Origin of the sequence: Thioclava sp. F34-6 (genome assembly GCF_002213235.1) — a bacterium.
GTDB classification, from domain to species: domain Bacteria; phylum Pseudomonadota; class Alphaproteobacteria; order Rhodobacterales; family Rhodobacteraceae; genus Thioclava; species Thioclava nitratireducens.
The window spans coordinates 397,244-410,577 of sequence record NZ_NBOA01000001.1 but is presented as its reverse complement, the minus strand read 5'-3'; the positions used below and the strand labels follow the sequence as shown (position 1 = coordinate 410,577).

Genomic DNA, 13,334 nt, shown 5'->3' with positions numbered 1-13,334 from the left:
AGCACCTCAGAGTGACGCGGGGTCTGCGGGCATTTGCACGAGGCCGGTCGAGACCAGCACGATCCCCGCGATCATCGCCGAGCCCAGAAAGGTCAAGATAACCCCGAAGCCGGTCGCCAAGGGGTTTTCGAACCCGTGCAGAACCATCGTGAACTGCACCAGCAAGTAGAACATCAGCGCCACCAGCAGCACCGACATCAGAGTGGCCGAGATCGGGAAGAACACCATAAGCACGACCTGGATCATCTGACCTATCATCAGAACGAATTCAATCCAGGTCAGAAGCAGCAGCGCATCCGAGAATTTCCCATTCCCGCCAAAGCGTTGGCCGACGAAAGACATGGCGAAGGCGCCATAGACCAGGAGGGCCGCCTGCAGCCCCACGACGGTCAGCGGCGGCGTCACCGTGCCGATATCGACCTTGGTGATGAACGAGAACACCAGCTGCGCGAGCGTGCCGAGGATCGCCGTCATCACGACAACCAGCACCATCGCCATGAACCGCGCATTGCCGCTCAGATTCAGCCCGATCAAATCGCGCGCAACCGATTTGGGATCGGTGAAGCTGCGGATAAGCCATTCTTTAAGGTCGGGCTGCATCAGTTTGTTTTTCCTTCGAATTCCACCACCCGCAACGCTGCGCCCCATAGCAGGACGAAGGCTACGGTCACAAGCGCGGAGACGAGCGAAAGTTCCGCGCCGCGTCCGATGAACCCCGCGACCAGCCCTTGCAGCAGCATCAGCGGCGAGACCACCAGAAGCGACCAGAACAGCGCGACGCGCGCACCATACCAGCTTCCCTGCCCGCCAAGGAGGCGCAGCACAAGGTGGCTCAATGCCGCAATCGCGTAGAAAACGGGCACCGTGGCCAGCAGCGCCAGCACTGTGCCCATCATCAGCCCAACCATCGGCTGGTCGGGCATCTCATGGGCGATCCGCGACAGCCGCGGCCATTGCGCGATGAAGATCACGGTCAGCGCCGCAAGCAGGAAGACCAGCGCGCGCGGCTCCGAGGCCGGACGCGCGAGATGCTCGCGCATCACCACGCGCGGACGCCGGTAGCTGCGCCGGATATCGTCGGTCGCGGACATCGCGGCGCCTCAGCCGCGATGGCGCGAAAGCCACCCTTCCAACCGGGTGAGGATCGCATCGCGGAACCGCTCTTCCTCAATCTCTTCAATGGCATCGGCCACGAAGCTCAGAACCAGAAGCGCGGTGGCTTCCTCTTCCGGCACGCCGCGCGAGCGCAGGTAGAAAAGCGCCGTCTCGTCGATCGCGCCGGTGGTCGAGCCGTGCGAACACTGCACGTCATCGGCGTAGATTTCGAGTTCCGGCTTCGCGAGGAACTGGCTGTTCTCGTCCAGCAGCAGGGACTGGCTGATCTGGTAGCCATCGGTCTTCTGCGCGCCCGGCTTCACGAGGATCTTGCCCTGGAAGATGCCCTCGGCGCCGTTCTTCAGCACTTTCTTGAAGACCTGACGGCTCTCGCCGCGCTCGGCCCCGTGGGTGATGAAGACGGTGTCGTCGTGGTGGAACTTGCCGGTCTTGCCATCGCCAAGAGCCGCGCCCGCGACATGGGCGTTCGCGTCGTCGCCCACGATGTCGATCACGCATTCATTGCGCGTCAGCACCCCGTTCGAGGTCAGCGTGAAGCTCTTGAACAGGCCCTCTTCCGCGACGCGGGTGAAGATCGAGGTGATCGCACGACGCTCATGGTCGCGGCCCTGCACGCGGATGTGGTGGAATTTCGCGTGTTTCGCGACATCCACTTCCATCAGCTGGTTGAAGCGCGCCCCGGCCGGGCCGTTCTCCAGAACCGTGATCTCCGCGCCCTCTTCCAGCTTCACGAGGTGATGAAGGATCGGGTCGGAACTCTCTGACTCATGGGTATAAATCAGGCTCACGGGTTTCTCGGCGGCACCGGTCACGAGGATCAGAACGCCATCGGTCGCCGACGCGGTGTTCAGCGCCGCGAAGGGGCGTTTCACCGGATCCTGACCGTTGGCTTCCAGCGTGCCGTAAAGGCTGCTGGCCCAGTTCACGTCGGGCGCATCGGCCAGACGCAGGATTTCGACACCGGACATCGCCAAATCGTCGGAGGCCTCGGCATCGAAAACACCGTCGCGGAATACGATCTTCAGCCGATCGATTTCCCCGAAAATTTCGGGCTCGTCATCCGCGAAGGGCGCGGCGGGCACCGGATCGGGCGCGATGAAATCGGTCGGGTTGGTCCAGCGCCAGTATTCGTCGCGACGGCCCGGCAGGCCCATCGCGTTCAGACGGTCCAGCGCGGCGCGACGTTGCGGCCCGAAGCCCTCGGGCAGAGAAACGCGCGCCAGCCGCGTCTCGGCGGGGGTCATTTTCTCGACTGCCGACATTACGCCATCACCTCCGAGATCCCGTGTTTCGCGAGCAGGTCGGCATAGCCGTTCTTCTCGACCTCGAGAGCCAGTTCCGGCCCGCCGGTCTCGATGATGCGGCCATCCGCCATGATGTGGACGACATCGGGTTTGATATGGTCGAGCAGGCGCTGGTAGTGGGTGATCACGAGGAAGGAACGGCCCTCGTCGCGCAGCGCGTTCACGCCTTCGGCCACCAGACGCATCGCGTCGACGTCGAGGCCGGAGTCGGTCTCGTCGAGGATGCACATCTTCGGCTCGAGGATCGCCATCTGAAGGATTTCGTTGCGCTTCTTCTCACCGCCCGAGAAGCCGACATTGACCGGGCGCTTCAGCATATCGGCGTCGATCTTGAGCGATTTCGCCTTGCCGCGCACCAGTTTCAGGAAGTCGCCAGCGGAGATTTCCTCCTCGCCGCGGGCCTTGCGCTGTGCGTTGAGCGCGGTACGCAGGAAGGTCATGTTGCCGACGCCGGGAATTTCCACCGGATATTGGAACGCGAGGAACAGGCCTGCCGCCGCGCGCTCTTCGGGCTCGGAATCGAGCAGGTCGGTGTCGTTGAGATGCGCCTCGCCTTCGGTGACCTCGTAGCCATCGCGGCCCGAGAGCACGTAGGACAGCGTGGATTTACCGGACCCGTTCGGACCCATGATCGCATGGACCTTGCCGGACTCGACGCTCAGGTTGACGCCCTTGAGGATCTGCTTGTCCTCTTCTTCCAGTTTGACGTGCAGGTTCTTGATATCAAGCATGGTTCTTCCTCAGGATACGGTTACAGCGGTGCCGGAGGCCGACACCATTAGCATGGATTGGCCGACGACCTCGTAGTCGAGATCGACGCCGACAACGGCATTCGCGCCCAGCTCGCGGGCGCGGTCTTCAAGCTCGCCGAGCGCCGTGGCGCGCGCGTCTTGCAATTTGGATTCGTAAGCGCCGGAGCGGCCACCGATGATGTCGGTGACCTGCGCGAAGATATCGCGGACGACATTGGCGCCCATGATCGCCTCGCCCACGACGATGCCATGATAGGTCGCGATCGGGCGACCCTCGATGGTGGGTGTGGTGGTGACGATCATGCGCGCTCTCCCCCTTGGCGACCCTTACGGGCTGCGGCGGGCGCGCATGGGGTCAGAAGCGGATGGTTGTCTCGGCGTAGCGCAGCGTGCGCGGCTCGAAATGCGCGGTCTGCTGCTCCACCCAGTCGGGCGTGAAGGCGAGCGCCGCCATATCCGGTTCCCAGAACGCGATATTGTGCAGCCCCACGAAGGCCAGCGCGACGCCCAGCAGCTGCACCGCCATCAGTTTCACCGAGGCGAGCCGCAGCACCATGCCCAGCCCGAAGGCCGTCAGCACTGCCGCGACCACGAGGACCAGATCCGGGTTGGAGCCGACCTTCTCGGCGAGTTCCGGCGTCAGAAAGCGCATCTTGAGCGCCGTCACGATCATCATCCCGATCGCGCCGACCATCAGCGCGGGCAGGACCTTGAACACGGCCAGCCGCGAGTGACGCGGCTTGGCGATGACCCGACGCAGCATCGCGGAATCGTTGGTCACCCAGGCTTCCTGATCGCCGATATGCAGCTGAATCCGGCCCTTCGCCGATTTCCGCGTTTTCTCGATCCGCGCGAGGCGATCGTTGAAGCTGGCGCTCGATATCGTCATGGTCCTCACCTATCCATTTGGACAGGTTAAGACATGCATAAGGATTATGCCCGAAATGGGGCAGATCCTCGGCAATTTCGATATTTGCGCGCGTGAAGATCACCCGACGCTCCCCTCCAGCGAGATCGCCACAAGGCTTTGAGCTTCCATCGCGAATTCCATCGGCAGCGCCTGAAGGACTTCGCGGCAGAACCCGTTGACGACGAGCGCCACGGCCTCTTCCTCGTCCATCCCGCGGGCGCGGCAGTAGAACAGCTGATCGTCGTCGACCTTCGAGGTGGTGGCCTCGTGCTCGACCCGGCTCGAGTTGTTCTTCACCTCGATATAGGGAACCGTGTGCGCGCCGCATTTGTCGCCGATCAGCAGCGAGTCACATTGCGTGTAGTTGCGCGAGTCGGTCGCTTTCGGGTGCATCGAGACGAGACCGCGATAGGTGTTCTGCGCCTGACCAGCCGAGATGCCCTTGGACACGATCCGCGAGCGGGTGTCCTTGCCGAGATGGATCATCTTGGTGCCGGTATCGGCCTGCTGCCAGTTATTCGCGATGGCGATAGAGTAGAACTCGCCCTGGCTTTCGTTGCCGCGCAGAATGCAGGACGGGTATTTCCATGTGATCGCGGAGCCGGTCTCGACCTGCGTCCACATCACCTTGGCGCGGTCGCCGCGGCAATCGGCGCGCTTGGTGACGAAGTTGTAAATGCCGCCTTTGCCGTCTTCATCGCCCGGGAACCAGTTCTGCACCGTGGAATATTTCACCTCGGCGTCTTCCTCGACGATGATCTCGACCACGGCCGCGTGCAGCTGCGCGGTGTCGCGCTTGGGCGCGGTGCAGCCTTCGAGATAGGACACGTAAGAGCCCTTGTCTGCGATGATCAGGGTGCGCTCGAACTGCCCGGTATTCTCCGCGTTGATGCGGAAATAGGTCGACAGTTCCATCGGGCAGCGCACGCCCGGCGGCACGTAGACGAAGGAGCCGTCCGAGAACACGGCGGAGTTCAGCGCTGCGTAGAAGTTGTCACCCTGCGGCACGACAGAGCCGAGATATTTCTTCACCAGCTCCGGGTGTTCCTGGATCGCTTCCGAGATCGAGCAGAAGATCACGCCCGCTTCGGCCAGCTTGTCCTTGAAGGTCGTGCCGACGGAGACGCTGTCGAACACCGCATCGACCGCGATCTGGCGATCTTCGAGGTTGATGTCCTCCGCCCCTTCGACGCCCGCGAGGATCATCTGTTCCTTCAGCGGAATGCCGAGTTTTTCATAGGTGGCGAGCAGCTTCGGGTCGACCTCGTCGAGCGACTTGGGCTTCTCGACCATGCTTTTCGGGCGCGCGTAGTAATACTGGTCCTGGAAGTCGATTTCCGGAACCTTCAGCAGCGCCCAGTTCGGCTTGGGCATATCTTCCCAGCGCGAGAAAGCCTGCAGACGCCATTCGGTCATCCACTCGGGCTCTTTGTTCTTGTCCGAGATCAGGCGGACGATATCCGTGTTCACGCCTTTCGGCGCGTATTCCATCTCGATATCGGTGTTCCAGCCGTATTTGTAGGTGCCCATATTCTGGACGGTCTCGACCGTCTCGCGATCGACGCCTTCACGTACTTCCACCTGATCAACGCCCGCCATATCCGGCTCTCCCATCTCTTACCCGCGCCGTGCGCGGTGTTTCGCTTCGCATTTCAGCCAGTGTTCGGCGAAACGCATGACATCTTCTTCGCGGCTCTGCGGCCCCAGCGAGACCCGCAATGCCGATCCCGCCTCGGTTTCCGAAAAGCCCATCGCGACCAGCGCGGCGGAACTTTTGACCTTTCCGCTCGAACACGCGGAGCCTGCGGAGACCGCGAACCCGCCCAGGTCCATCTGCATCACCTGCGTCTCGCCCTTCCAGCCGGGCGTGATGAAGCAGGACGTGTTCGGAAGCCTGCGCGATTCATTCCCGACAAAAATAGTCTCGCTTGCCCGATCCGCAATGGCGTTTTCTAGAATGTTTCTAAGTTTTTCGATCTCGCGCCAGATTCCGCCCTCAAGATCACGCGAGGCGGCCTCGGCTGCCGCACCGAAGCCCGCGATACCGATCAGATTCTCGGTGCCGGCGCGGCGCCCCATCTCCTGACCGCCGCCCTTGAGCTGCGCCGCGATATCCGTGCCGCGCTTCACGATCAGCGCGCCGACGCCTTTCGGCCCGCCCAGCTTATGCGCCGAAACGATGCCGCAGGTGGTGCCGAGCCAGTTGAACGCAAACGGGAGCTTGCCAAACCCTTGGGTGAGATCGCTCAGATACAGGCCTTCGGGCAACTCCTGCACCACGCCGGTCTCGGAATTGGCCAGCTGCAGCGCCGAATTTGCGGGATCGGTGACGGTGATCCGCCCTGCCCGGTCCACAGGCAGATCCTCCACGCACCAGCTGCGCACCGCGTCATGCTCGACGCCCGCACAATGGACTTCGCGCCCGGCCAGCGCCAAGGCGGCGGCTTCCGTGGCGCCGGAGGTGAAGATCACGTCCTGTCCCTCTGCGCCCAAGGAGGCCGCCACCTGATTGCGCGCCCGCTCCATCAGCGCCTTCGCGGCACGCCCCTCGGAATGCACGGAGGATGGGTTGCCGACCACGTCCATCGCCTCGATCATCGCCGCACGGGCCTCGGGCCTCAGCGGCGTTGTCGCGTTCCAGTCGAGATAGCTGCGCGCCATGATACGCTCCGCGTGAATGAAATGTCGGATGCCTCCGGCGGGGATATTTGACCCAAGCCGAAGAAGAAAGGGCGTGCCTTCGCCTCGACGAAAATATCCCCCGCGAAGCGCCCGCGAGCGACCATCATGCCCGGACGGACGGGATCACTCGTCGACGACCGAAAACAGGCTCGGCACCGCCGGACAGGGTTTGAGCTGGTTCTTCACCACGTCTTCGAGCGTCGTCTGATGCAGGAAGACGAAGACCTGCGCCGAGAGGCTCTCCCAAAGACGGTTCGCCATCGACTGCGCCCGTGAACCCGAGATCGCGCCCGAGGCGCCGGCGCCGACATGCATCGCCGAGACGGTCTCGTCCACGGCCTCGAAGATCTCCGAGATGCGGATTTCCGCGGGCGTGCGCGCAAGACGGTAGCCCCCGCCGGGGCCGCGGACCGAATTCACCAGCCCCGCGCGGCGCAGCCGCACGAAGAGCTGCTCCAGATAAGGCAGCGAGATATCCTGACGCTCGGACAGCGCCGCCAGCGAGGTCCGGCTGCCTTCGCCCGCCAGCGCCAGATCGACCAGCGCGACCATCGCGTAACGGCCTTTCGTCGACAGTTTCATGCACCCTCCCCGGTCCGAGACCCATCCGAACCCGTATTTGACCGCAAATCGGCCCGAAAACTCTGCCCGCGCAGGAGTGAATCATTGCTAAAGCATTGACGCAAGCGCGAGGGCCGATTACCTCCACCAATGCCCGATCTCCCGGCATGGCGCCGGGGGTGGCTTTCTCCTAGGCCAGCCGCGCCGACCCGTCAAGAAAGGCGGATGCGCTGGCGGCCCCGGAACCCAGAGCTGGCGCAATAAAAACGAGAGACGATGCCCGAAGTCATTTTTCCCGGTCCCGAAGGTCGCCTCGAGGGGCGCTACCACCCGCAGCCCGCACCCGACGCGCCGATCGCGATCATCCTGCATCCCGATCCGCAGTTCGGCGGCACGATGAACAACCGCGTCGTCTACAACCTGCACTACGCCTTTTTCAAAATGGGCTTCACGGTTCTGCGCTTCAACTTCCGGGGCGTGGGCCGCAGCCAAGGCGAATACGATCAAGGCGTGGGCGAATTGTCCGATGCCGCCTCGGCGCTGGACTACCTGCAGGCGATGAACCCGAACTCGAAGCATTGCTGGGTCGCGGGCCATTCCTTCGGCGCGTGGATCGGCATGCAGCTGCTGATGCGCCGCCCCGAGATCACCGGCTTCATCTCCGTTGCCCCGCCCGGCCCGTCTTCGCCCGGCCCCGGCAATTACGATTATTCCTTCCTTGCGCCCTGCCCCTCGTCGGGTCTGATCATCAACGGCACGAACGACCGGATCGCGCAGCCGAAAGAGACCGAGCAGCTGGTCTCCAAGCTGCAGGAGCAGAAGGGCATCACGATCACCCATGAGGTCATCGAGGGCGCGGACCACTTCTTCAAGAACGAAGAAGCCCATATGCAGCCGATGATCGAGACCGTTCAGACCTATGTGCGCCGCCGGCTGACGGAGGGCACGCGCTGATGGCGCTGATCGACGAACTGGCCGAAAAGCTCGCCACCGACACGATGGAGGCGATGCGCAAATACGACGACGATCGCCTCTTCATGGAGGTGAGCAACTATATCGGCACGTCGTCGCCCTCCCTGCAGGAGGCCTACATGACCGCCTGTCGCCTGCACATGGCCGAGCAACGCGGCCGCGAATTCTTCGAGCGCAAGCTGGTGGAGTTGGAAAAACGCGCACAGGCGGCGGCGAAAACACCGGATTCCGGGACCGGGGCATGAGCCCGGGGGCCGCGCGCGTTCTCTTCGCGGCAGCCCTCTCCCTCGCCCTGTCGCTGATCATCGCGACGGCCTTTCATGCAGGCCAGATGCTCTGCGACGGCGACTGGGCCGGATCGCATTCGCGTGGTGAGGCGTTGCGGCTCGGGCTTGCAGACCTACTCGCGCGGCCGCTGCACCTGATCGTCGTGGCGGTGCCGCTCTGGCTTGGCTGGACCGGGCTCCTGCTCGCCGCCGCGAACCGCGCGATCCCGCCGGTTCTGGGCATGGGCATCGTCGTTTTCTCGATCTTCGGCACGGTTCTGTTCTACGCTTTCGCCGCGCCGAACCTCGACTGTGCTGCCTATACCGATCGCGCGATGAGCTGGCGCGCGGGCGGTCTGTTCGCCTTCGTGGCGCTTCTTCTGCTTCTGCCCCGGCTCTGGAGACGTTCATGACCCGGCTCGATCAGCAATTCACCTTTCTCGCCGAAGCCGAGAAACTTAAATCGGTGACCCGCGCGACGCCGATCCACGACGCATCGCGCCCGGAGAATTCCGGCGAGCATAGCTGGTCGCTCGCGCTTTATGCGCTGACACTGGCCGAGCAGGCGCCCGAAGGTGTTTCGATCGACCGGGTGATCCGCATGCTCCTGCTGCACGATCTGGTCGAGATCGACGTAGGTGACGTGCCGATCCACAGCCAAGGCGGCACGGCGCATGGCGCGGAAGACATCCAGAAGGCTGAAGCCGCCGCCGCCGAGCGCATCTTCGGACTGCTGCCTGAGGACCAGGGGGCAGCGATGCTGGCGCTGTGGCAGGAATTCGAGGCCAACGAGACCCCTGATGCGATCTTCGCGAAATCGCTCGACCGGGTGCAGCCGGTCCTGCTGAACCACCAGTCAGGCGGCGGATCGTGGATCGATTACGATGTCAGCTTCACCCAACTCGAAGAGCGCATCGGCACCAAGATCGCCCGTGGCGCGCCCGCGGTGTGGGACTGGGTGCGCGATCGGGTAGAAGGCTGGTTCGCGGCGCGCAGCTGACGCGTGCGGCCCCTCAGCGCCCGCTGCATGGGGATTTCGGGCAACCTCCGTATACAATCGCATACCGTCTAGCCAAGCGCATCTGAATCGGGTAAGAGGCAGCAAACCGAGGCTTCAACCGAAGAGGGCTGTGCCATGAGCGACAAGAACACTCCTGACATCATTTACACCAAGGTCGACGAGGCCCCGGAACTGGCAAGCGCATCGCTGCTGCCGATCGTGCGAAAATTCGCGCAAGCGGCCGGGATTTCGGTGGGCACCAAGGATATCTCGCTCGCGGGCCGCATCCTCGCCACCTTCCCCGAAGCGCTTACCGAAGAGCAACGCCAGTCGGACGATCTGGCCTGGCTCGGCGATTACGTGAAAACGCCGCAGGCCAACGTCATCAAGCTGCCGAACATCTCGGCCTCGGTGCCGCAGCTGGTCGCTGCCGTCCGTGAATTGCAAGGCCAAGGCTACGCCCTGCCCGATTACCCGGAAGAGCCGAAGACCGATGAGGAAAAAGCCGTCCGCGCGAAATACGACTCGATCAAGGGCTCGGCCGTGAACCCGGTGCTGCGCGAGGGCAACTCGGATCGTCGCGCCGCCGCTGCCGTGAAGAAATTCGCGCAGAACAACCCGCACCGCATGGGCGAGTGGACCGCCGACAGCAAGACCCGCGTCGCCTCGATGTCAGAAGGCGATTTCTTCTCGAACGAAGTCTCGGCCACCCTGCCGAAGGCGGCCACCGCCAAGATCGTGCTGGAAGGCGCCGATGGCGAGACCGTTCTCAAGGACGGCGTGAGCTATCCCGAAGGCACCGTGGTCGACGCGACCTACATGTCGGCTGACAAGCTCGACGCTTTCCTCGCCGAGGAAATCAAGAAGACCAAGGACGAAGGCGTCCTGTTCTCGCTGCACATGAAAGCGACGATGATGAAGGTCTCCGACCCGATCATCTTCGGTCATGCGGTGAAGGAATGGCTCAAGCCGGTCTTCGAGAAATACGGTGACAAGATGAAGTCGCTCGGCGTCGATCCGGCCTCGGGCATGGGCGACCTGCTGGAGCGCGTGAAGGGCGAGCCGGAAATCCTGGCTGCGATCGAGGAAGTCCGCGACCAGCGTCCGCCGATGTATATGGTGAACTCGGACAAGGGCATCACCAACCTGCACGTGCCCTCCGATGTCATCATCGACGCCTCGATGCCCGCTCTGATCCGCGCCGGCGGCAAGGGCTGGGGCCCGGACAACAAGGAACACGACTGCGTCTGCGTGATCCCGGACAGCTCCTACGCGCCGGTCTATGACGCGACGATCGAGTATTTCAAAGCCAACGGCAAACTGAACCCCGCCACCGCAGGCACCGTTCAGAACATCGGCCTGATGGCGCAGAAAGCCGAGGAATACGGCTCGCACCCGACCACCTTCGAGATCCCGAACGACGGCACCGTGAAGATGGTTCTGGACGATGGCACGGTCCTGCATTCGCATGACGTGAAGAAGGGCGACATCTGGCGTTCGGCCTCGGCCCGCAAGGCGCCGATCGAAGACTGGGTGAACCTCGCCATCGACCGTCAGAAGGCGACCGGCTACCGCGCGATCTTCTGGCTCGACGAGACCCGCGCCCACGATGCGGAGCTGATCTCCTACGTGAAGCCGATCCTGGAAGCCAAGGGCGTGGCCGACAAGTTCGAGATCATGGCCCCGCGTGAGGCGACCATCGCCTCGCTCGAGACCATCACCAAGGGCGAGAACACCATCGCGATCACCGGCAACGTGCTGCGCGACTACCTGACGGACCTGTTCCCGATCCTGGAGCTGGCCACCTCGGCCAAGATGCTCTCGATCGTGAAGCTGATGCAGGGCGGTGGTCTGTTCGAGACCGGCGCTGGCGGCTCGGCCCCCAAGCACGTTCAGCAGCTGGTGGAGGAAAATCACCTGCGTTGGGACAGCCTCGGCGAATTCTGCGCCCTCGGCGAGAGCTTCAAGTTCTTCGCGGACCAGACCGACAACGCGAAAGCGCGCGTGCTGGGCGAGACGGTCGAGACCGCGACGCAGGGCATTCTCGACAACGACCGGTCGCCCTCGCGCAAGGTCGGCGAGCCCGACAACCGCGCCAGCCACTACTGGTTCGCCCGCTACTGGGCCGAGGCTCTCGCCGCGCAAGGCGACGATACCGAACTGGCCGCCGAATTCGCCCCGATCGCCAAGGCGCTGGCCGAAGGCGAGGCGAAGATCGTGGCCGAACTGGCAGAGGTTCAGGGCAAGCCCGCCGATATCGGCGGCTACTACCACGCCGATCCGAAAAAGCTCGCCGCGGTGATGCGCCCGAGCGAGACGCTCAACGCCATCATCGGCTGAGAGCACTGAGACCAGGGGGCGGCGCGGGCCGCCCCTTTCAATTCCCGGCCTCCCCGGCACACGAACCCGTGAATTAAGCCCGATCTGAAAAGGAACGCGCATGACCAAGATCAAGGTAGAGAACTCCGTCGTCGAACTCGACGGCGACGAGATGACCCGCATCATCTGGGACTTCATCAAGCAGAAACTGATCCTGCCCTATCTCGATATCGACCTGAAATATTACGACCTCGGCATCGAGAGCCGCGACGCGACCGACGACCAGATCACCGTCGATGCGGCCGAGGCGATCAAGCAATACGGCGTCGGCGTCAAATGTGCGACGATCACCCCAGACGAGGCGCGCATGGAGGAATTCAACCTCAAGCGCATGTATCGCTCGCCCAACGGCACGATCCGAAACATCCTCGGCGGCGTCATCTTCCGCGAGCCGATCATCTGCAAGAACGTCCCACGCCTCGTGCCCGGCTGGACCAAGCCGATCGTCGTGGGCCGTCACGCCTATGGCGACCAGTACAAGGCCACCGATTTCCGCTTCCCCGGCAAGGGCACGATCACGCTGAAATTCGTGGGCGACGATGGTGAAGTGATCGAGAAGGAAGTGTTCCAGGCGCCTGACGCAGGCGTCGTGATGGGCATGTACAACCTCGACAAGTCGATCATCGACTTCGCGCGCGCCTCGCTGAACTACGGCTTGATGAAGGGCTGGCCGGTTTATCTGTCGACCAAGAACACGATCCTCAAAGCCTATGACGGCCGCTTCAAGGATCTGTTCCAGCAGGTCTTCGAGGAAGAATTCGCCGAGAAGTTCAAGGAAGCCGGCATCTGGTACGAGCATCGCCTGATCGACGACATGGTGGCGAGCTCGCTGAAATGGTCGGGCGGCTATGTCTGGGCCTGCAAGAACTACGACGGCGACGTGCAGTCGGATACGGTCGCGCAGGGCTTCGGTTCGCTGGGTCTGATGACCTCGATCCTGATGACGCCCGATGGCAAGACGGTCGAAGCCGAGGCCGCCCACGGTACGGTCACACGGCACTACCGCCAGCACCAGCAGGGCAAGGAGACCTCGACGAATTCCATCGCCTCGATCTTCGCCTGGACCGGTGGCCTGAAGCACCGCGCCAAGCTGGACGGCAACGCGCAGCTTCAGACCTTCGCGGAAACGCTCGAGAAGGTCTGCGTGCAGGCGGTCGAGGATGGTCACATGACCAAGGACCTCGCGCTGCTTGTCGGTCCGGACCAGAAATGGCTGACCACGATGGGCTTCCTCGAGAAGATCGACGAATACCTGAACAAGTCGCTGTCGCTCTAAAGCGCGCGAAAGGGTTGAGGAAGGCGGGGTTCTCCCCGCCTTTTTCATTTGGCGAGCGACGCCCGACTGGCACGGGGCGACCAGCCCCGGGCCGCGCCCATTCGTCAGGCTTACGC

Annotated in this window: 15 protein-coding genes; 6 read left to right on the top strand and 9 right to left on the bottom strand. The window is 63.2% G+C overall.

Annotated elements, in window-relative coordinates; all coding sequences use genetic code 11:
• Nucleotides 1-6: 6 nt before the first annotated feature.
• The 9 genes from B6V72_RS01900 to B6V72_RS01860 all read right to left on the bottom strand — a co-directional run bounded on the left by B6V72_RS01900 (nt 7) and on the right by B6V72_RS01860 (nt 7,346).
• Nucleotides 7-600: a YIP1 family protein gene (locus B6V72_RS01900; RefSeq protein WP_075774847.1), complete on the bottom strand. Its 594-nt coding sequence runs from the start codon at nt 598-600 to the stop codon at nt 7-9.
• Complete coding sequence (locus B6V72_RS01895) at nt 600-1,091, bottom strand: Yip1 family protein (RefSeq protein WP_075774848.1); 492 nt, start codon at nt 1,089-1,091, stop codon at nt 600-602. The genes B6V72_RS01900 and B6V72_RS01895 overlap by 1 nt, the downstream gene beginning before the upstream one ends.
• Nucleotides 1,092-1,100: 9 nt before the next feature.
• A complete protein-coding gene (locus tag B6V72_RS01890) occupies nt 1,101-2,378 on the bottom strand; it encodes a SufD family Fe-S cluster assembly protein (RefSeq protein ID WP_088734394.1) in 1,278 nt (425 codons plus the stop codon).
• Complete coding sequence (gene sufC / locus B6V72_RS01885; RefSeq protein WP_075774850.1) at nt 2,378-3,151, bottom strand: Fe-S cluster assembly ATPase SufC; 774 nt, start codon at nt 3,149-3,151, stop codon at nt 2,378-2,380. Before sufC ends, B6V72_RS01890 begins: the two co-directional genes overlap by 1 nt.
• Nucleotides 3,152-3,160: 9 nt before the next feature.
• Complete coding sequence (locus B6V72_RS01880) at nt 3,161-3,475, bottom strand: heavy metal-binding domain-containing protein (protein WP_075774851.1); 315 nt, start codon at nt 3,473-3,475, stop codon at nt 3,161-3,163.
• A 52-nt stretch (nt 3,476-3,527) separates the two neighbouring features.
• On the bottom strand, nt 3,528-4,061 hold the full coding sequence (locus tag B6V72_RS01875) for a hypothetical protein (RefSeq protein WP_088734392.1): 534 nt from the start codon (nt 4,059-4,061) through the stop codon (nt 3,528-3,530).
• A 99-nt stretch (nt 4,062-4,160) separates the two neighbouring features.
• A complete protein-coding gene (sufB, locus tag B6V72_RS01870) occupies nt 4,161-5,681 on the bottom strand; it encodes a Fe-S cluster assembly protein SufB (protein WP_075774853.1) in 1,521 nt (506 codons plus the stop codon).
• Between the two features lie 18 nt (nt 5,682-5,699).
• A complete protein-coding gene (locus B6V72_RS01865; protein WP_088734390.1) occupies nt 5,700-6,743 on the bottom strand; it encodes a cysteine desulfurase family protein in 1,044 nt (347 codons plus the stop codon).
• A 144-nt stretch (nt 6,744-6,887) separates the two neighbouring features.
• Nucleotides 6,888-7,346 (bottom strand): Rrf2 family transcriptional regulator, encoded by a 459-nt coding sequence (locus B6V72_RS01860; protein WP_075774855.1) that lies wholly within the window; start codon nt 7,344-7,346, stop codon nt 6,888-6,890.
• A gap of 255 nt (nt 7,347-7,601) precedes the next feature.
• Here B6V72_RS01860 and B6V72_RS01855 point away from each other — a divergent pair, with 255 nt between their 5' ends.
• The 6 genes from B6V72_RS01855 to B6V72_RS01830 all read left to right on the top strand — a co-directional run bounded on the left by B6V72_RS01855 (nt 7,602) and on the right by B6V72_RS01830 (nt 13,218).
• Entirely contained in the window at nt 7,602-8,279 is a 678-nt protein-coding gene (locus B6V72_RS01855) for an alpha/beta hydrolase (protein ID WP_075774856.1), read from the top strand.
• The gene (locus B6V72_RS01850) at nt 8,279-8,542 is read left to right on the top strand and encodes a hypothetical protein (RefSeq protein ID WP_075774857.1); all 264 of its coding nucleotides are present in this window, start codon (nt 8,279-8,281) and stop codon (nt 8,540-8,542) included. The genes B6V72_RS01855 and B6V72_RS01850 overlap by 1 nt, the downstream gene beginning before the upstream one ends.
• Nucleotides 8,539-8,976, top strand: a complete 438-nt coding sequence (locus B6V72_RS01845; protein WP_088722800.1) for a hypothetical protein — start codon at nt 8,539-8,541, stop codon at nt 8,974-8,976. Before B6V72_RS01850 ends, B6V72_RS01845 begins: the two co-directional genes overlap by 4 nt.
• Nucleotides 8,973-9,563: an HD domain-containing protein gene (locus B6V72_RS01840; RefSeq protein ID WP_075774859.1), complete on the top strand. Its 591-nt coding sequence runs from the start codon at nt 8,973-8,975 to the stop codon at nt 9,561-9,563. The genes B6V72_RS01845 and B6V72_RS01840 overlap by 4 nt, the downstream gene beginning before the upstream one ends.
• Before the next feature lie 135 nt (nt 9,564-9,698).
• Nucleotides 9,699-11,903 (top strand): NADP-dependent isocitrate dehydrogenase, encoded by a 2,205-nt coding sequence (locus tag B6V72_RS01835; protein WP_088722801.1) that lies wholly within the window; start codon nt 9,699-9,701, stop codon nt 11,901-11,903.
• 100 nt (nt 11,904-12,003) lie between these two features.
• Nucleotides 12,004-13,218, top strand: coding sequence for an NADP-dependent isocitrate dehydrogenase (locus B6V72_RS01830; RefSeq protein WP_088734388.1), 1,215 nt, complete (start codon nt 12,004-12,006; stop codon nt 13,216-13,218).
• The last annotated feature ends 116 nt before the right edge of the window (nt 13,219-13,334 follow it).